15 protein-coding genes are annotated in these 17,897 nt (G+C 67.9%); 5 read left to right on the top strand and 10 right to left on the bottom strand.

What is annotated here, in order from left to right; translation table 11 throughout:
- Positions 1 to 156: 156 nt before the first annotated feature.
- The 8 genes from C1O66_RS15890 to C1O66_RS15855 all read right to left on the bottom strand — a co-directional run bounded on the left by C1O66_RS15890 (position 157) and on the right by C1O66_RS15855 (position 11,204).
- Positions 157 to 1,869, bottom strand: a complete 1,713-nt coding sequence (locus C1O66_RS15890) for a SulP family inorganic anion transporter (RefSeq protein WP_102768776.1) — start codon at positions 1,867 to 1,869, stop codon at positions 157 to 159.
- Between the two features lie 30 nt (positions 1,870 to 1,899).
- Complete coding sequence (locus tag C1O66_RS15885) at positions 1,900 to 3,939, bottom strand: GGDEF domain-containing protein (RefSeq protein ID WP_102768775.1); 2,040 nt, start codon at positions 3,937 to 3,939, stop codon at positions 1,900 to 1,902.
- On the bottom strand, positions 3,936 to 6,011 hold the full coding sequence (locus C1O66_RS15880; protein ID WP_165794636.1) for a diguanylate cyclase: 2,076 nt from the start codon (positions 6,009 to 6,011) through the stop codon (positions 3,936 to 3,938). Before C1O66_RS15880 ends, C1O66_RS15885 begins: the two co-directional genes overlap by 4 nt.
- Positions 6,012 to 6,338: 327 nt before the next feature.
- On the bottom strand, positions 6,339 to 6,779 hold the full coding sequence (locus C1O66_RS15875; RefSeq protein WP_102768773.1) for a PaaI family thioesterase: 441 nt from the start codon (positions 6,777 to 6,779) through the stop codon (positions 6,339 to 6,341).
- A complete protein-coding gene (locus C1O66_RS15870; RefSeq protein WP_102768772.1) occupies positions 6,772 to 7,254 on the bottom strand; it encodes a hypothetical protein in 483 nt (160 codons plus the stop codon). Before C1O66_RS15870 ends, C1O66_RS15875 begins: the two co-directional genes overlap by 8 nt.
- A gap of 94 nt (positions 7,255 to 7,348) precedes the next feature.
- Positions 7,349 to 8,008, bottom strand: coding sequence for a class I SAM-dependent DNA methyltransferase (locus tag C1O66_RS15865; RefSeq protein WP_165794635.1), 660 nt, complete (start codon positions 8,006 to 8,008; stop codon positions 7,349 to 7,351).
- A 48-nt stretch (positions 8,009 to 8,056) separates the two neighbouring features.
- On the bottom strand, positions 8,057 to 8,827 hold the full coding sequence (locus C1O66_RS15860) for a class I SAM-dependent methyltransferase (protein WP_243392824.1): 771 nt from the start codon (positions 8,825 to 8,827) through the stop codon (positions 8,057 to 8,059).
- A 166-nt stretch (positions 8,828 to 8,993) separates the two neighbouring features.
- Positions 8,994 to 11,204, bottom strand: a complete 2,211-nt coding sequence (locus tag C1O66_RS15855) for a helicase-related protein (protein ID WP_243392823.1) — start codon at positions 11,202 to 11,204, stop codon at positions 8,994 to 8,996.
- Between the two features lie 264 nt (positions 11,205 to 11,468).
- On the opposite strand from C1O66_RS15855, the gene C1O66_RS15850 reads away from it, so the two are divergent.
- The 4 genes from C1O66_RS15850 to C1O66_RS15835 all read left to right on the top strand — a co-directional run bounded on the left by C1O66_RS15850 (position 11,469) and on the right by C1O66_RS15835 (position 14,345).
- Positions 11,469 to 11,828, top strand: a complete 360-nt coding sequence (locus C1O66_RS15850) for a YciI family protein (RefSeq protein WP_243392886.1) — start codon at positions 11,469 to 11,471, stop codon at positions 11,826 to 11,828.
- Positions 11,829 to 12,004: 176 nt separating this feature from the next.
- Complete coding sequence (locus C1O66_RS15845) at positions 12,005 to 12,565, top strand: SRPBCC family protein (protein WP_102768769.1); 561 nt, start codon at positions 12,005 to 12,007, stop codon at positions 12,563 to 12,565.
- Positions 12,566 to 12,610: 45 nt separating this feature from the next.
- Entirely contained in the window at positions 12,611 to 13,030 is a 420-nt protein-coding gene (locus C1O66_RS15840; RefSeq protein WP_102768768.1) for a VOC family protein, read from the top strand.
- Positions 13,023 to 14,345: an RNA polymerase sigma factor gene (locus C1O66_RS15835; RefSeq protein WP_102768767.1), complete on the top strand. Its 1,323-nt coding sequence runs from the start codon at positions 13,023 to 13,025 to the stop codon at positions 14,343 to 14,345. Before C1O66_RS15840 ends, C1O66_RS15835 begins: the two co-directional genes overlap by 8 nt.
- 10 nt (positions 14,346 to 14,355) lie before the next feature.
- Here the strand turns inward: C1O66_RS15835 and C1O66_RS15830 are convergent, their stop codons facing one another.
- Complete coding sequence (locus C1O66_RS15830; protein WP_243392822.1) at positions 14,356 to 14,976, bottom strand: DUF2242 domain-containing protein; 621 nt, start codon at positions 14,974 to 14,976, stop codon at positions 14,356 to 14,358.
- 168 nt (positions 14,977 to 15,144) lie between these two features.
- Entirely contained in the window at positions 15,145 to 15,615 is a 471-nt protein-coding gene (locus C1O66_RS15825; RefSeq protein ID WP_102768766.1) for an SAM-dependent methyltransferase, read from the bottom strand.
- 333 nt (positions 15,616 to 15,948) lie between these two features.
- Between C1O66_RS15825 and C1O66_RS15820 the strand changes: the two genes are divergently transcribed.
- Positions 15,949 to 17,817, top strand: a complete 1,869-nt coding sequence (locus tag C1O66_RS15820; protein ID WP_207795965.1) for a DUF885 domain-containing protein — start codon at positions 15,949 to 15,951, stop codon at positions 17,815 to 17,817.
- The last annotated feature ends 80 nt before the right edge of the window (positions 17,818 to 17,897 follow it).

Here is a 17,897-nt window from a genome sequence, read left to right as displayed (position 1 = left end):
TAAGGGTGAACCCTGGCTGTGGACAAGCGCAATTTTCTCAGTCCTGACAAGTGTTTGGCAGCTTCCAAAGCATGTGGACGCCAGGCCTTGAACTTTTCACTCGAGAGATAACAACTTTGGATGCAAGCGCCGGCCTGTGGACAAGCGGGTACTTGTTCAAGATTCGTCCACAAGTTTGTCCACAGGGTTCGACTGACCCTGGACCATGCCCTGGTGGTGGCTGAGAAACACCTCCCCCTCGAACCAACGGGTCCAGTTGGCGGCGCGCAGGCGGTCCAGCACGGGGCCCTTCACCTCGCTCAAATCCAGGCGCAGGCCCTGGCGTTTGAGGTGGCTGTGCAGCTCGCGCAAGGCCTCCAGGCCGCTGAAATCGATGCTGTTGACCGGGGACATCAGCAGCACCACGCGGCGCATCGGCTCAGCCCCCGGTTCGGTGTGGTTCAAGAAACTTTGCACCACCTCCGCCAGGCTGCGCGCATTGGTGAAGAGCAGGCTTTCATCGATGCGCAGGCCCAGCACGCCGGGCTGGCATTGCACGGCATGCCGGCCGACATTGCGGTAATGCTCGGTGCCGGGCACCCGGCCGATCAAGGCCACATGGGGCCGCGCCGTGCGCTGCAGCAGCAGGGCGATGGAACCCAGCACGCCCAGGGCCAGGGCCGCGCTGACGCTCCAGCACAGCACGATGGCAGCCACGCCGGCCATCAGCAGCGCCTCGGCGCGGGCATAGCGCCAGGCCTCGACAAAGGGTTGGAACTTCAGGCCAGAGAGCACGGCCACCAGAATCGTCGCCGCCAGCACCGATTTGGGCAGCGAGGCCAGCGGCCCGGCCAGCAAGCCCATGGCCAAGCCCATGAAAAGGGCGACAAACACGCCGCTGAGCCGGCTGCGGCTGCCGGCTTCATGCAGCAAGACGCTGCGCGAAAAACTGCCCGCCACCGGCATGCCGCCGCTGAAGGCCGCACAAAGATTGGCTGCCGCCAGGCCGCGCAGCTCGGCGCCGGCCTGCACTTTCTCGCCGCGCCGGCGCGCCAGCGATTCCGCTACCACCAGGCTGGAGACGTAAGTGATCAAGGCAATCAGCAGGGCGCTGGGCGCCAGGTTCCACCACAGTTCGGCTTCCGTGCGTGGAAGGCTGGTGTGCAAATCCATGGGCGGCAAGGTGCCGACCAGGGCCACGCCGTGTGACGCCACATCACCCGCGCTGGCTGCAGCCATGGCGAGCAACAGCAGACCCATGGGTGCCAAGCGCGCCAGCCCCGGCCGCAACCAGCGCCGCCCGGCCAGCAAGAGGCCGCAGGCCAGCAGGCCGAAGCCGGCCGTCCAGCCATGCCAGGCAAAGCCGCTGCTCTGGGCGCTCTGCCACAAGCCGGGCAATTCAAAGCCTTGCGCCGGGCTGCCCAGCAAGACCGGCAGCTGGCTCAGTGCAATCGTCAATGTCGCTCCGGTTTCAAAGCCGTGCAGCACCGGCACCGAGAGCAGCGAGGCCAGGGCATCCAGGCGCAAGGCCGCGGCCAGCAGCAGGATCAGGCCCACCTCGGCCGCCAGCACCAGGGCACCTTCCGAGGGGCTGACCCCCGGCGGCAGTGCGCCCAAGGCCTGGGCAATCATCAGGGCCAGCACCGCCACTGGGCCGACCGCCAAGACCGGGCTCGATCCCCACAAGGCATAGGCCAGCAGAGGCAGCAGGCTGGCGTAGAGTCCGATCTGCGGCGGCAGGCCGGCCAGCATGGCATAGGCCAGGCTTTGCGGAATCAGCAGCACGCTGACCACCAGGGCTGCCATCACGTCGGCGCGCAGGGCATCGGGTGAGCGCTGCAGCAAACGACGGCGCAGTGTGGCCAACCAGGGCTCGGAGGCAGAGTTCATCGGCCGGATTGTCTCAGCCGCTGGGCTGCCTCAAGCCGCTCCGGGCCCGAGGATCTGCTGCAGGCTGACCTGATCGTTGGAGCAGGCGGCTTCGAAATCCGCCGCGATCGATTCCAGGCTGGCGCGGTCGGCCGCACGCACGGCGGCAATGCCCATGGCCCGGTTGCGGCCGCGTGATTTGGCGGTGTACAGCGCCATATCGGCCCAGTTGACCGCCTGCTCCCAGTGCAGGGGCAGCTCGCCCGGTGGCAGCGGGAAATGGGCAAAACCCAGGGACACGGTGATGCGCAGCGGCCCGTCGGCGCTGTGCACCGGCGTGTCGGCCACCGTGTGCAGGATGCGCTCGGCCAGCGAGGCCAGCTGCTCACTCGTCACCGCGGAGGCGAAGACCAGGAATTCCTCGCCGCCCCAACGCACCACCAAATCGCCTTGCCGAACGGCATGCGAGAGCCGCCGCGCCACCTCGCAGATCACCACATCGCCGATGCCATGGCCATGCTGGTCGTTGACATGCTTGAAGTGGTCGATGTCCACCATCAGCAGGGCACCGTGGAAATCCTGTTGCGTCTGCTCGTTCATCACGGCCAGGAAATGGCGGCGATTGGCCAGATCGGTCAGCGGGTCGCGCTCGCTTTGCGCGCGCAACAGCAGTTCATTGGCCTTGAGTCGCTGGTTGGCCAGGTGCATGCGTCGCACCATCACCCCACCCAAGAGCAGTGACAGGCCCAGCAAGACCGCCACCGCATAACTCACCTGGCTGGCCAGCTGGCGGTTGCTGAGCTGGCGGTCGACCAGGGCCTGCTGGCTGACCAGCAGGTTCAGATCGCGTTGCTTGCGTTCGCTGTCGTACTTGATCCTGAGCTGCTGCATGGCCGACTCACGGTTGCGGGCATTGAGCTGGGCACTGAGCTTGCGTTCCTCGTGGTAAGCCAGGATGGCCTCGCGGGGGCGGCCCACCGAGGCCCAGGCCTCGCCCTGTTCGCGCAGCTGGGTCGAGAGCTGCACCAGATCGGTGTTGCCCTGGTTCAGCTCGCGCAGCCGGGCCAACTCCTGGCGGGCCTGCTCGAACTGACGCAGCTGGATGCGCGTCACCACCATATTGCTGCGGATGACCCGCTCAAATCGCGCGTCAGGCAGGCTCGACAACATGGCCAGAACCGGTTGCGCGGCCTGCAGGGCACGCAAGGGCTGGCCGACCTGCATGTAGTAGTCGTTCAGGCCGATGTAGAGCTGGGCCGTCAATCGCTTAGAGCCGGCCTCACGCGCCAGCGCCAGTCCTTCATCGAGGGCCTGGCGCTGGGCTTTGCGGTCTCCCACGCGTGCCGCCAGGATGGCTTCGTTGGATTTCACCTGACCCATGGCTTGCGGATCACCCTGGGCGGTCTGCAAGGCCAGCGTTATCCAGCGCCGACTCAGCTCGGGCTGACTCTGGTCTTGATAGAGCATGGCCAGGGTGGCCATGCTGAAAGCGCTGCGGCGGTGGTCTTCGGCCGCCTGGGCCAGCTCCAGCGCATATTTCTGGCCGGCTTCGGCGGCCGAGACTGCGCCCTCGGCCATCTGCGTGCGGGCCAGCAGGCGCAGTGCCGTCCAGGCCAGGCGATAGTCGCAGACTTGCTGGGTGACAGCTGACTTCAGCGTCTGGCGCGGGCAGTTGCGTTCCAGCGTCTGCAGGGCCAGGCGGGCCCACTCGGCCGTGCTTTGCAGGTGGCCATCGCGGTTGGCGATCTCGCCGCGCAAAACCTGGCTGCGCGTCAGCTGGCCGGCCTGCAGGGCCAGCTGATCGGCCATCTTCTGAGCGCCGATCCGGTCGCCATGAACCAGGCGGACCATGCCCTCCGCGAAATCGATGCGCGCTTCCTGTTCGGGGCCGGGCCGCTCTGTCCCGGCCAGCTCCTGGCGCAGTGTCTGCAGGGCATGCAGCACCTCATCCAACTGATCGTCTTCGCGCCGCACCAGCTGATCGAGCTGGCTTGGCAGGGCGGCAGCCAGTGCCTGCGGTGGCTGAGCTGCCCAGGCCGAACCCAGCAGCAGGCCGGTGCCGAGAATGCTTGCGTGCAGCGCCCGCTTCACAGCCGGCTCTCCTCGAAACGGGCCGGGCCGTTCAGGGTCAGCAGCTGGACCTGACCCGATTGCCAGGCGGCTTCCATGCCCTTGGCCAGCTCCTGCAGGCCGTCTTCATCGCTGGCCTGCATGGATTCAATGCCATAGGCCTTGTTGCGGCCATGGGCCTTGGCTAGGTACATGACCGTGTCCACCAGGTCGATGGCGCGCTCCCAGTTGACTGCCACCTCATGCGGCGCCACCGGGAAGCTGGCAAAGCCGATCGATGCCGTGACCGGGATGTGTTGCGCACCATGCCGCACCGTGGGTGCGGCAATCTGGTCGAGCAGGCGCTGGGCCAGGGTGCTGGCATAGCTGACCTCGCGGGTCTCGACCAGGATCAGGAACTCTTCACCGCCCCAGCGCACCACCAGGTCTTCATCACGCAACGTCGCTTGCAAGCGGCGGGCGATTTCAATCAGCACCGTGTCACCGGCGGCATGGCCATGCTGGTCGTTGATGCGCTTGAAATGGTCGATGTCGATCAGGAACACCGTGCCGCTCAGCATGCCCTTGTCGGCCAGGCGTTTGATGGCAGCCTGGAAATGGCGGCGGTTGGCGAGGCCGGTCAGCGGGTCGCGCTCGCTGGCCATCTTGAGCGCGGCATTGCTGTGCGCCAGAGCTCGGTTGGTCTTGCGGATGCGTTGGTAGGCCAGGCCCAGCAGCACGGCAGACAACACGATGCAGCCGCCCAGCGCCGCCCACAGGCGCAGCTGCAGATCGCGGGCGCGCAACTGCTCGGTCTTGAGGCTGTTGTCGCGGTTGAGCAGCTCGATTTCCTTGGCGCGGCGTTCGTCTTCGTAGCTCTCCTGGATCTCCAGCAGGGTCTTTCGGGTTTCGTCGCGCAGCACCTTGTCGATCTTGCGGCGGTGCTGGTGAAACGCCTCCACGGCCGCGCTGAGGTCGCCGGCCCGCTCCAGATGCATGCCCAGCTCCAGCCAGGCATTGGCGACGATGGTGTCGGCACCCCGTTGCTCGTCGCGCGCCAGGGCAGCCAGCACCTCGCGCTTGCCTTCTTCCACACGGCGCAAGCCGATCTTGGCGATGCCCCGGTTGTGGCGGGCCAGCAGCTCGTAGTCGATGTGCTGGGTGGCCAGGGCCAGAGCCAAGGCCTCATCGGCGAACTTGAGAGCCTGGCTGTAGCGGCCCTGATTGAGGTGGAAATCGGCGAAATTGCCCAGGGCCAGCGAGGTCAGTGTGTCCGAGCCTGCCTGGCGGGCGGCATCCAGGGCCGCCTGCTTGGCCTGCTGTGCACCGTCCATCAAGCCCAAGGTCTGCAGCACGATGCCGCGCATGGTGTAGATGTCGTAGAGCAGGGCCGGGCTGGGGTCTTGGTCAACCTCGGCCAGGGATTTGTCGCTGAACTGGCGGGCCAGGTCCAGCTGTTGTGCCTGGTGGTAGATGAAGGCCAGGTTGCTCAGGGTCTGGGCGCGGCGCCAGGGTTTGCCGATCGCATCGGCCAGCCTGAGCGCCTCGGTGGCATTGGCAATCGCTGCGTCGACATCGCCGGTCTCGCTCTGCACAAAGGACAGGAAATCATGGCAGCGCAGCAGCAGCAGCGGCCCGGTTTCTTGCACCGTGTAGCCGGCCAGGGGGGCCATGGTGCGCTCGGCCTGGCGCAGCCCGTCGCTGAAGCGCTGCTGGCGGGCGCGGATGTAAATCAGGGCCAGGTTGGCAGCGCGCCGATTTGCTTCGTTGGGCCACTCTTCCAAGTCCTTGATGATGCTGGCCGTCAGTGCGGCATCGCGCATCTCGGTACTCAGATAGCCCCGCAAGGCCAGCAGCTGCACACGCGCCAGACTGCCCGGCGCGGTGCGTGGCTGCATCTCATGCAGCACATGCTCGCTGGCCGCCGGGTGGCTGCGCCCTTCGCGTTCGACGCGCTCGAGCTCGTCCCAGATGGGGTCTTGCTGTTCGGTCTGAGTGTTCTTGCCGCTGGTTTGCTGCGCCCGGTTCGAGGCATCCGGCTCGGGCACGCCGGGCTGGCAGGCGGTCAGCCCGAGCAAACTCAGGCTCAGCAGCCAGCCGGCACAGGCCGGCATGGCGCGCGCCCGTGCAGGCACAGGCGATTCAGCCTTCGTGAAAACGGATGCTCGGCTCATTGACGGCGGTATCGGCACAGCAGGGGTCGAATTGAGTGCAGGCTCAGGGGTGGTGAGCAATCAAGCGGTCAAGACCGAGAACAAATGGACAGGCCGGGATGGGGCCGCGGATTTCTTCCAGCGTGGTGCGCAAGAAACCCGCTGCAGTGAGCCGGTCACACCCGACCCGCGATCTCAGGCCCGGCCCATGGACCGCCCGGGCAGTGTAGTGAGCGCATAGCGCCCAGTTCCCGGTGATTTCCCCGGGGTTGGGTCGGCGGCGGGGCCTCAGCGGGCTTGAACCAGCACCATGGTGGCCTGCATCAAGGCCACAACCTTGAAGTCGCGGGCGTCCTCGCTCAGAAAGGCCCGCACCTCGCCGCTGCACACGGTCAGCAGGCGGCCGGCGTTCTGCACCTTGCCCACGGCCAGGAAATGCGTGCCGATGGCCGGCCGCATCAGATTGATCTTGAACTCGGCCGACACCACCTCGAAGCCCGGCGCCGCCAGGCTCAGCGCCGCGTAGCCGCAGGCGCTGTCGACGATGCTGGTGATGGCGCCGGCATGGACAAAGCCCTGCTGCTGCGAGACTGCGGGCGAGTTGGGCATGGCGATGTGCACCTCGCCCTCGCCCACCCAGGCCAGGCGGGCGCCGAGGGTGCGCATCAGGCCCTGGGCCTCGAAACTGCGGCTGATGCGGGCGGCGCGGTCTTCGCAGTCCTCACTCATGGGGCAGCCCTTCGGCCATGGCCAGCAAGGTTCCGAGCATCACGAAGGCAATGGCCACCAGCAGCGCCAGTCCAAGCGGCTTCAGCCAGGACTTGCGCGGGTAAGTGCGTCCGTAACGGGCCAGCACCAGGCCAACCTGTTCCTTGCCGTTGGCGTAGTACCAGGCCACCAGAAAGACCAGGCCGGCGACACGCGTCAGCAAGTCTGCCGCTTTCTCACTCGGCAGCACGGCGCTCACACCGACCGTCACCACGAGGAACACCAGATAAGCCCAGACCCACTGCAGCGAGCGCGCCGCCTTGTCGGGATGTCCCATGGCCAGCCAGTTGGATCGCTGCAGCAGGGCGCCAAACACGGGGCTGAAGATCAAGCTCCAGCTGGCCGCTGCGTTGGGGTTCCACAAGCGCGGCGCCGTCGCTGCGGGTGGTTCGATGGGTGCTGAATCGGGGGCCAGGGACGGCGATGCATCGATCATGGGCTGCGTTCCTCGTGGTCTTGAAGCCGGGCTTTGAGTCAGGCTATGAGCCGGGCTGGATCTGGAAACACCAGCATAACGGGGGATCGGGACGTCAGGCGGCGGGCTGGGCGCTCGTCATCCGCTGCGCCAGGATCACCACATCCACGGTGGCCTGCGAGGCGTTGGCGGGGCTGGGCAGGCGTTCGAGCTCAAGATCGCCAAAGCCGGCCGCCGCGAGCCAGCTGGCAATCGTCTCCGGCTGGCGGTAGAACAGATGCACCCGGTCGCCGCTGCTGCTCAGCTGCACGCCGCTGTCGGCCGGGTCACCGGTGATGCTGCTGAGCAGCAGGTGGCCACCGGCGCGCAGCAGGCGGGCCAGCTCGGCCAGCACCTGGCACGCGTCGTCGTCGTTGAAATAGCTCAGGCCGAAGCAGAAGGCCAGGGCGTCGAAACCAGGGCTCAGGGCCGACAGGTCGCGGCAGTCGGCCTGGTGCGTGGAGATGCCGGGCAGGCGTTGCTGCGCGGTGGCCAGCATGGCGGCCGATTGGTCGACGCAGAGGATGTCGGCATCGGGCCGGCAGCGGCGCACAAAAGCCGCCACATTGCCGGGCCCGCAAGCCAGGTCGAGCAGGCGCGGCGCCTTGTCGGGCAGGCGATCGACCAGGGCCTGGTAGTGGCGGTCGTAGTCGCGCAGCTCGAAGTATTTCTCGGCATAACGCTGGGCATGCTTGTCAAAGCAGGCCACCGATTCGGCGTTGTAGTCCTCGGACACGGCATTCCTCCATGGGCTGCCGATATTAGCCGCCGAGGAAACTTGCGCTCAGCGCTGGAAACGCAGCAGGTGGCCGCTGTACTTTTCGGCCGCCTCGGGCGCCGAGCGCAGCAGGCGGTCGTCCAGCGCGAAGCCCAGGCCGGCCATGCGTTTGCTGAAGGCTGGGCGGTTGCCGCGGTTGGGATCCACGACCAGCACCTCGCAATGCGGCAAAGCGTGGCGTTCGATGAAGCCACAGAGTGCACCGCCGTCGTCGCGTTCGTAGAGGATGTCGCTGCCCATGATCAGGTCGAAGCGGCCCTGCACGCGCGGGCGATGGCGGCGTGCTGCGGCCGGATGGCGCTTGGCGCTGGCCGCGGCGGTGGCCAGGGCAAGGAGCTCCTCGTCCCAGCTCTGGCCCGACCAGTCGCCGTGGCAGTAGCGCATCGGCGGCAGGTCGTTGAGCCGCAGGTTTTCCATCAAGAAGTGGCCGGCCAGGGGGTGGCAATCGCTGGCCGTGACCAGGGCGCCGCGGCGGTGGCTGACCAGGCTGGCCAGGCCCAGGCCGCAGCCGATTTCCAGAATGCTTTCGCCCTCCACCAGGGGGCGCAGGGCCATGGCCTCGGCCAGGCGCAGGCCCGAGGGCCAGAGCAGGCCGAACAAGGGCCAGGTGGCCGAAGAGATGCCCAGGGCTTCGGCCTCACCGAGGGGATCGCTGAACTGCTGGCGGTCCAGCAGGGAGCGGATCTGCAGATCGGCCACGCCGGCAATGGCGATGGATTCCAGCTTGTAGGCCAGCGCCGGGTCGGCGTCGGTCAGGGTCAAAGCCGTGTCAGACATGGCGGGAGCTTTCGAGTTGCATGCACACATCCAACCGGAATGCTCGGGACTTTCTTTGGGTGAACGGGTGAACAAGTGAGCGGCGCTGCGCGCCTGGTGAACCCGTCACCCTCACCCCTTCACCCCTTCACCCCTTCACCTGTTCACTTGTTCACTTGTTCACGACTCACCGCCGCCCGCCCCGCGTCTGCCACAGCGGCTTCTTGCCCTTCAAGTGGCGCTCGATGCCGTCGTTCAGGCGGCTGCGCAGGTCCACCACCTCGGCCACCTGGCCGTAGACGCCGGGGAAGCGCAGGTCCAGCCAGAGCCAGAGCGTGCAGCTGCGCAGGGCCTGCTCCATGCGGTCGAGGCGGCTGTGTTCGTCCACGTCCTGCAGGAACCAGGGCGAGCCGGCCTTGCCGTTGAGGGCGTGGCGGTGGGCCCAGTCCAGGTACTCCTGCACCTGGGCATCGGTGCGGCTGTCCACCGGCGCTTGCGCGTAGATGAAGCGTTGCTTGAGCGTCAGGCCGCCCGCGGCCTGGTCGAGCTGGGCGGCCAGGTCCAGCATCTGCTCCAGCTCGGCCACGGCGAAGTGGGCGTCGTCCAGGCGCAGCTGTTCCATGAAGACACTGAGCACCTCGCGCAGGCGCTTCAAGCCCAGGCGGCTGGCAATGGTGTTGACATGCCACCAGTTCGGCGCCACCGCGGCCTTGAAATCGCGCGGTGCCCGCGGCTGCTTGGGCAGCAGCTCCTTCAGTACCTTGGCGGCCTGCGGTTCGGCCTCGCGCAGCACGCCGCAGAAGCCTTCGTCGTGCATGCCATAACGCCCAGCCCGGCCGGCGATCTGGTGCACCTCGGAGACGGTCAACGCGCGGTCGCCCTGGCCGTCGAACTTGCTCATGGTGCTGAACAGCACGCGCCGGATCGGCAGGTTCAGGCCCATGCCGATGGCATCGGTGGCAACCAGGATGTGGGCGGCGCCGTTGGCAAAGCGCTCGGCCTCGCGCCGCCGCACCTCGGGCGGCAGCGCGCCGTAGATGACCGAGACCGGGTGGCCGGCTTGGGCGATCTGGTCGCGCAGCATCAGCACCTCGCGGCGGCTGAAGGCCACCACGGCGTCGCCTTTTTTCAGCGCGGCGATGGGCACGGGGGCGGGCAGCAGCTGCACCTCCTGCTTGCGCTCGAAATGCCGGACCGTGCAGCGCTCGCCGCACAGGCCCAGCAGGCTCTCGATCGCCGGCACGGCATAGGCGGAACAGATGATGATCACCTCATTGGCCGGCACCGCGACGATGGCTTGGGTCCAGGCCCAGCCGCGGTAGAGGTCGAAGAGCATCTGCGCTTCGTCGATCACCGCCACGTCGATGGGCTTGTTGGTGTTGACCATCTCGATGGTGCTGGAGACGACGCGGGCGCCATCGGCCGGCACGTTCTCCTCGCCCGTCAGCAGCGAGCAGGGCACGCCGCGGCCGACCAGACGGTCGCGCCCTTCCAGGGCCAGCAGGCGCAGCGGCGCCAGGTAGGCGCCCTCGTGGGCTCGCGCCAGGCGCTCGAAGGCGGCGTAGGTCTTGCCGCTGTTGGGTGGGCCCACGTAAAGCGTGACCGTGCGCTGCAGGCGGCGCGCGGCATCAAAGGTGTCGGGGTAGCCCTGGAAGGCCAGCTCGCTGTTCAAACCGGCCAGGGTGTTGAGCTCGGCAACGCGGTGCTCCCAGCGGTCCTGGGCGCGGGTGCAGCCGGCCTTGAGCAGCTCGAAAGCCTGGGGCATGGCGCATTCGGCCTGCAGGCGGGGCAGCAGGGAATCGAGATGCTCCGGGTGGCCGGCCTCGCTGCGCGCCAGCAGCTGGGCCAGATGGGCTTGCAGCTCCGCCGCGTGGGCATAGGGCGGTTGCTGGCCCAGGGCGGCCTTGAGGGCGTGCAGGTCGCCGTCGCGGTAGAAGGCCCAGACCGGGCCGTCGTCCTCCAGCGGCACGCGGAAGGCCACCGGGATCTGCCAGCCCGGCAGGGCCAGCTTGAGGTTGAGGCGGCAGAGCCGGCTCCAGCCCTGGCCCTCACGGCTCAGGCCCAGGCCGTCCAGCAGCACCGTGCGCTGCTGCATCAGCGCGCGCACGGTGGGCGCGGTGCCGACGACATCGAGATGCGCCAGGGCCACGGCCATCAGGCGCGGCGCGATCCAGCGGCTGGGGCGGGCACCGGCCACGGCTTTTTGCAGCAGCACCAGGCCGGCGCGGTCCAGCGCCGCCTCCTGGGCGCTGGCCTCGCCACTGGCGGCGCCGAAATCAGCCGGCGTCAGCACCTGGGGCAGTTGGTAGGCCGCCTGGCGGATGCGCAAGAGCTGCTCGGGCCCGATGCCGGCTGGCAGGCGGCTGGCGTGCTGCGGCCGGGGCAGGTTCAGGGGCACAGGCTTGCCGGCAGACGCCGCCGACGCGGGCTCGGCGCGCGACGGATCCGGCGAACCGGCGGAAGAAGAAGTCGTAGAAAAAGGATCACTCACCCTGGGAGTGGACCACATGTTCAAGCCGCCCTGGCCGCTCCACAATGCGCGCCAAGCGAGCTTTGCAAGGAACCCCGTGCTATGTCGACCCCGAATCCCGTCCCCGCCACCGCGCTCGAGAGCGCGCCGCCTGCCGCTTCGGCCAGCGCCGCCCCGGCCGATTCGTCCTACATGCTCCTGATCGTGGAGCCCCTGGGTCAGCGCCAGGCGCGCGGCCGCGCCGGGGGCGAGCAGGCCTATGCCCGCATGCTGGCCTTTGGTGCCGATCTGCAGGCGCGTGGCCTGCTGGAAGCCAGCAACTCGCTCGCTTCCACCCGCCAGGCGGTGCGCCTGCAGGTGCGCGAGGGCCAGACCCAGCTGACCGATGGCCCGTTTGCCGAGGCCAAGGAAATGATCGGCGGCTTCTTCCTGCTCAAGAACTGCAGCCGCGCCCTGGCTCTGGAAATGGCGGCCCGCTGCCCGGCGGCCGAGTGGGCCACGGTGGAGGTGCGCCAGGTCGGCCCCTGTTTCGAGGACGCAGAGCCGGCCTGATCCTCAGCGCTGAGGAGGGATAGACGGACGGACGCACGGAAAGTTCGTGCGAGCTCCGCCCCGGTGATGTCGAAAACGCAGGGCCTGCTTCGTCGTGTGGGCAAGGGCGGCCAGAGGGCGCGCCTCTGGCCATGCGGCCTCATCGCTCAAACCCAGTTCGGAGAAAGAAGCTCTTTATGGTCCTCACCCTGTTCAAACTGATCGGCGGCCTTCTGGTCCTGTTGCTGCTGGTCTTGCTGTTCCAGGCCTCGCGCCAGCCGGACCATTTCAAGGTCGAACGTCAGCTGCGCATCCAGGCCTCGCCCGAGACCTTGTTTGCCCTGATTCAAGACCTGCGCCAGTTCAACCGCTGGAACCCCTACGAGAAGAAAGACCCGCAGATCCAGGGCCAGTACAGCGCCCAGACCGCCGGCCCCGGGGCGCGTTACGCCTGGCAAAGCAAGGAAGTGGGCGAAGGCAGCCTGGAGATCACCGAGCTGCAAGCCCCGCAGCGTGTGGCCATGCGCCTGGATTTCATCAAGCCCTTTGAGGCCCACAACCAGGCCGAGTTCCGCATCGAAGCCCTGCCCGGCGGCGCCTCGCAGGTGAGCTGGACCATGACCGGCCCCTCTCCCTTTGTCAGCAAGCTGATGGGGGTGATCTTCAATATGGACCGCATGATCGGCCGTGATTTCGAGGCCGGGCTGCAGAACCTCAGGGGCCTGGCAGAGCCGGCGCCCGCTGCATCGGCGACCTGAACCGTCATCAGATCCAAACCCAGCCACCGCGAGACCCACCACACCATGCATCAGCAAATCTTCGTCAATCTGCCCATCCGCGACATGGCGCGTTCGCGCGCCTTCTTCGAAGCCATGGGCTACGCCTTCAACCCGCAGTTCAGCAACGAGCAGGGCGCCTGCCTGGTGCTCGGTGAGAACCTCTTCGCCATGCTGCTGGTGCACGAGTTCTTCCAGGGCTTCACCGGCAAGCCCATCGTCGATGCACGCCAGGGCACCGAGTTGCTGCTCTGCCTGTCCTGCAGCAGCCGCGCCGAGGTGGACGCCTTGGTGGCCAAGGCCGTGGCCGCCGGCGGCAGCGCACCCCGCGCGCCGCAGGACCATGGCTTCATGTACGCCCATGGTTTCGAGGACCTGGACGGCCACATCTGGGAGCTCTGCTTCATGGACACCAGCGCCTGTGCCGACCCCGGCAGCGATGCCTGAAGACAGCGCCCTGCACGACACCGTGGCGGCCATCTGGCGCCAGGAGTCGGCCCGCATCGTCGCCCATGCGGCCCGCCTGGTGCGCGATCTGGACCGCGCCGAGGAGCTGGCGCAAGACGCCCTGCTGGCCGCCCTCGAGACCTGGCCGCGCGACGGCCTGCCCCACAATCCGGCCGCCTGGCTGATGACCACGGCCAAACACCGCGCCCTCGATCACCTGCGCCGCGTGGCCATGCAGGCGCGCCAGGAGGAAGCCCTGGCCCAGGATCTGCAAAGCCTGCAGGCCGATGTGGAGCCCGATTTCGCGCCCGAGTTGATCCGCAGCCTCGACCAGGCTGCCGATGCGGCCCATATCGACGACGATCTGCTGCGCCTGCTCTTCATCGCCTGCCACCCGGTGCTGCCGCCGGCCAGCCGCCTGGCCTTGACCCTGCGCCTGCTCGGCGGCCTCAGCACGGCCGAGATCGCCCGCGCTTGTCTGCAGCCCGAGCCCACCGTGGCCCAGCGCATCGTGCGCGCCAAGCGCACCCTGGCCGACAGCGGCCTGCCTTTTGAGCTGCCCCAGGGCGAGGCGCGCAGCGAGGCCTTGGGCTCGGTGCTGGCCGTGATCTATCTGATGTTCAACGAAGGCCACGCCGCCAGCCAGGGTGAGGACTGGATGCGCCCCACGCTGTGCGAAGAGGCGCTGCGCCTGGCCCGGGTGCTGGCCGGCCTGAGCCCGCAGGAGGCCGAGGTTCACGGCCTGCTGGCTCTGCTGGAGATCCAGGCCTCGCGCCTGGCGGCGCGGCTCGATGAACAAGGCCAGCCCGTGCTGCTGATGGACCAGGACCGGCGCCGCTGGGATGCTTTGCTGATCCGCCGTGGCTTGGGCGCTTTGGCCCGCGCCGAGGCCCTGGCCCAGCACGAGGCGACCGGCCCCGGGCCTTACCAGCTGCAAGCGGCGATTGCCGTCTGCCATGCCCGCGCGGCCACGGCCGAGGCCACCGATTGGGCGGCGATTGTGGCCGGCTATGACGCCTTGATGGCGCGTTATCCCTCGCCCGTGGTGCGCCTGAACCGGGCGGTGGCCGTCAGCCGCCAGTCACCCGAGCAAGGTGGCGGGCCGGCCGTGGCCCTGGCCCTGCTGCAGCCGCTGCGCGAGCTGCCGGCCTTGCGTGACTACCCCTGGCTGGCCAGCGCCGAAGGCGATGTGCTGGAGCGGTTGGGGCGGCGCGAGGAGGCCCGGGTCGCCTTCGAGCGCGCGGCGGCCTTGAGCGGCAATGCGCAGGATCAAGCCCTGCTGCGCGCCCGGGCGCAGGCCCTGAAGTCGGATTGAGGTCGGCAGATTACTTGTCGGCGACCCGCTCGCCCAGCATGCGCTGCATCAGGCTGAAGAAGCGGTCGTAGAAGGCGCCGGCCGGGATGGTCTCGCTGGCCACCTTGACCAGGGACTCATCGGTCGAGGACATGGGCACCGAGATGGAGCCCAGGGCGCTCACGCCGATGCTGGTGGAATTGCTGCTTTTTTTCAGCGAGTAACGGTCTTGCTGGGCGGATACAAAGGCGGTGGTCACCTGGTCCTGGCGGCCATCGGGCGCGCACACCACATTGAAGCTGATCTCCACATGGACATCGCCATCGGGCTGGAAATGCTTGCGACCCGTGACCGAGCTGTTGTTGCTGCTCGGCGGCACGGCATTGGCCGGTGTCGGGCTGATGACATAGCCCTGGCTCAGCAGGGCGCGGCGCGCCGCTTCGCAGGTGTCTTCGACGCTGCCGTCGAACAGGCGCGAAAAGGTCTCGTCCGCCTGGAAGCGCTCGTTCTGGTAGACCGTGGTCTTGCCGGCCTTCTCGGCCGGTGCCTGGAAGGGCATCTGCACCGCACAGCCCGCCAGACTCAGGGCCGCGGCAGCGCCCAGACCGAGCAGGCCGGCCCGGGCCCGCAGGGCCAGGCTTCGCCGTGTCATCGGGCTGGGGGGCAACCGGACGGGCTGCATCATGGCTGAGCGCTCCTTGTGAGGTGTGGGTGAACGGGGGTATCAGGGGTATCAGGGCTGACGCAGGCCAGGCCTGGCGCGCAGGGGGCATTATCCCGTGAGTGCTGAGCAGGCTTGTTTAGTAGCCCATATGCGGTCTCAGGCCTTGTGCGACCAGTAGTCGCGCATCAGCTCATGCGACCAGGGCGGCTGACGCAGCGGCCCCCGCGGCAGGAACTCGGCCATCACCGGCTTGATGTCCAGCACCGGCGTGCCGTCGATCGCATCGAGCTCGGCCACGAAGAGCTGCGTCCCATCCACGCGCAAGAGTCGGCAGATGGTGCTGCCGATGCGGTTGGGCCGGTTCTTGGCCCGCTGGGCAAAGATGCCCACGGCCGGCCAGGCCGGGTTGTTGCGCGGGTGGCGGGCGCCGCGCACCACCTTCTCGGGCGCCACACAGTGGAAGAGAAAGAGCAGCTCCACATGGGAAAACGCATCCAGGCCCTGCAGAGCCTCCGCGTCAAAGCCCTCGGCCAGGCGGATGCACGATTCCTCGCCGCCCCAGAAATCATCTTCCGACGCGGGGCGGCGCGCGTGGACGGTGGCGATGGCTTCGATCTCGGTCTTCATGGGTCCTCCCGTGCTGGCTGGGGTCGTCGTTTGATCGCGTTGAGTGGAGTGGGGTGCGGCTCAGTCTAGCCCTGCCCTTGCCGCGGTCTGCGGCGTTCTACGGTGTCTGCAAGGGCCTGCGCGCTGAACCTGGGCGTATCGAAAGCAAAGCCCGAAGGTCGCCGCGCTTGCGCTTGGCGCGCCAGCCGATCAGCCCCTGCCGCACGGTGCGCGCAGGTGCCGGCAGCGCACAGGTAACCCAGCGGTAACGCGCAGGGAGCTGGCTACACTGCCCGCCTGGCCGGCCCGCCGCCGGTTTCTCGCTCCCTCCGACTCACGCCCCCGCACCCGCCCATGAATACGACCATCAATTCCCGTCCTCGTCTGCGCAGCCTGGTGGCCAGCCTGGTCTTGCTCGGGAGCCTCAGCGGGGCGCAGGCCGCCGGCGGCCTGGCGCTGGCGGGCGCACAGGCGGCGAATGCCGCGAGCATCGCGACCGCCGCTGGGACTTCGGCCGCCAGCCGCGCCTTCGATCGAGAGGTCGATGTCTTTTTGAAAGAGTACTGGCGCCTGGTGCCCGAGATGGCGGTGGCCGCCGGCCAGTACGCTGCCGCGGCCCAGCTGCCGGCGCCGACCGAGGCCTTGCGGCAGGCCCAGCTGGCCTTCGCCGAGCGCTGGATCCAGCGCCTGCAGGCCCTGCCCACCAAGCTGGCGCTCGATGCCGGCCAGCGCAGCGACCTGGCCCTGCTGGACAACCACCTGCGCGGCCTGCAGTGGAGCTTGAGTGAGCTGCGCAGCGACCAGTGGAACCCGTCCGAGTACAACGTGGCCAATGGCTTCTCCGAGCTGCTCAGCAAGGAAGACTTCGCGCCCCTGCCGCAGCGCCTGGCCCTGGTGGAGCGCCGCCTGCAGCAGGTGCCGGCCTACTACCGCGCCGCCCTGCTCAAGCTCAAGGACCCCAGCTCCATGCATCTGCGCCTGGCCATCCGCCAGAGCGAGGGGGCGCTGGAGACCTTCCGCAGCAGCATTCCCGAGGCGGCGGCCAAGGCCAAGCTCTCGCCGGCCCGCAGGGCCTATCTGCTGAAACATAACGAGGCGGCACAGCGCAGCCTGGAGCAGTTCATCGCCGAGCTCAAGGCCCTGGATGCGCGCCAGACGGCCGCCGGCACCGGCCGCGATTTCCGCCTCGGCCGCGCCCTGTTCGAGAAGTCTTTTGGCTATGAGATCCAGGCCAGTGTCGATGCCGATGGCCTCTACCAGCGCGCCCTGGCCGAGAAGGCCGCCCTTCACCAGAAGATGGGCGAGCTGGCCCTGGGCCTGTGGCCCCAGCTCTTCCCGGACGAGGCCGTGCCCGCCGAGCGCCTGGACCTGATCGCTCGCGTCATCGACAAACTCAGCGAGCGCCACGCCACGCCCGAAGGCTTTGTCGACGAGATCAAGGCCCAGATCCCCGCGCTCTCCGCCTGGGTCACAGAGCATGACCTGCTGACCCTGGACCCCAGCCGCCCCCTGCTGGTGCGCGAAACCCCGGCCTACATGCGCGGCGTGGCCGGCGCCTCGATCAGCGCGCCCGGCCCGCTGGACCCCAAGGGCATGACCTACTACAACGTCGACCCGCTGGACAAATACAGCCCGGCCGAGGCCGAGTCCTTTCTGCGCGAGTACAACCACTGGGCCCTGCAGGTGCTGAGCATCCACGAGGCCGTGCCCGGCCACTATGTGCAGCTGCTGTACTCGAACAAGTCCAGCTCCAAGGTCAAGAGTCTGTTCGGCAACGGCGCCATGATCGAAGGCTGGGCCGTCTACGCCGAGCGCATGATGATGGAAAGCGGCTGGGGCTCCGTCAACGGCCAGCCCAGCCCCGAGATGGGCCTGATGTACGCGAAGTGGAACCTCCGCGTCGTCTGCAACGCCATCCTCGATTACCAAACCCATGTGCTGGGCCAGGGCGAGGCCGAGGCCATCCAGCTGCTGCAACGCGAGGCCTTCCAGGCCCGGACCGAGGCCAAGGAAAAATGGCACCGCTCCCAAGTCAGCGCCGTGCAGCTGAGCAGTTACTTTGCCGGCTTCTCAGAGATCCTGGCTCTGCGCGAGCAGCTCAAACAAGCCCAAGGCCCGGCCTTCCAGCTCAAGGCCTTCCACGAGAATTTCCTCAGCTACGGCAGCGCCCCGGTAAAGGTGGTGAGCGAGGCGATGTTGAAGGCGGCCGGGGCCCGGCCGTGAGTCCCGCTGGCGCGGCTGCTGCAAATGGCTGAATTTTTTCAGCTAGGACATGCCATGTGCGGATCTTGGTGCCCTGCCTC

The sequence above is a fragment of the Paucibacter aquatile genome (assembly GCF_002885975.1).
Classification (GTDB): domain Bacteria; phylum Pseudomonadota; class Gammaproteobacteria; order Burkholderiales; family Burkholderiaceae_C; genus Paucibacter_A; species Paucibacter_A aquatilis.
The sequence above is the reverse complement of the archived record's forward strand: the minus strand, read 5'-3'. Positions and strand labels throughout refer to the sequence as shown.

Bases quoted from the DNA above. Each gene is read 5' to 3' on its own strand.
- C1O66_RS15890 (WP_102768776.1), bottom strand. From the start codon at position 1,869: ATGAACTCTGCCTCCGAGCCCTGGTTGGCCACACTGCGCCGTCGTTTG.
- C1O66_RS15880 (WP_165794636.1), bottom strand. From the start codon at position 6,011: ATGCCGGCCTGTGCCGGCTGGCTGCTGAGCCTGAGTTTGCTCGGGCTG.
- C1O66_RS15875 (WP_102768773.1), bottom strand. From the start codon at position 6,779: ATGAGTGAGGACTGCGAAGACCGCGCCGCCCGCATCAGCCGCAGTTTC.
- C1O66_RS15870 (WP_102768772.1), bottom strand. From the start codon at position 7,254: ATGATCGATGCATCGCCGTCCCTGGCCCCCGATTCAGCACCCATCGAA.
- C1O66_RS15860 (WP_243392824.1), bottom strand. From the start codon at position 8,827: ATGTCTGACACGGCTTTGACCCTGACCGACGCCGACCCGGCGCTGGCC.
- C1O66_RS15850 (WP_243392886.1), top strand. From the start codon at position 11,469: ATGCTCCTGATCGTGGAGCCCCTGGGTCAGCGCCAGGCGCGCGGCCGC.
- C1O66_RS15845 (WP_102768769.1), top strand. From the start codon at position 12,005: ATGGTCCTCACCCTGTTCAAACTGATCGGCGGCCTTCTGGTCCTGTTG.
- C1O66_RS15840 (WP_102768768.1), top strand. From the start codon at position 12,611: ATGCATCAGCAAATCTTCGTCAATCTGCCCATCCGCGACATGGCGCGT.
- C1O66_RS15835 (WP_102768767.1), top strand. From the start codon at position 13,023: ATGCCTGAAGACAGCGCCCTGCACGACACCGTGGCGGCCATCTGGCGC.
- C1O66_RS15830 (WP_243392822.1), bottom strand. From the start codon at position 14,976: ATGACACGGCGAAGCCTGGCCCTGCGGGCCCGGGCCGGCCTGCTCGGT.
- C1O66_RS15825 (WP_102768766.1), bottom strand. From the start codon at position 15,615: ATGAAGACCGAGATCGAAGCCATCGCCACCGTCCACGCGCGCCGCCCC.
- C1O66_RS15820 (WP_207795965.1), top strand. From the start codon at position 15,949: ATGAATACGACCATCAATTCCCGTCCTCGTCTGCGCAGCCTGGTGGCC.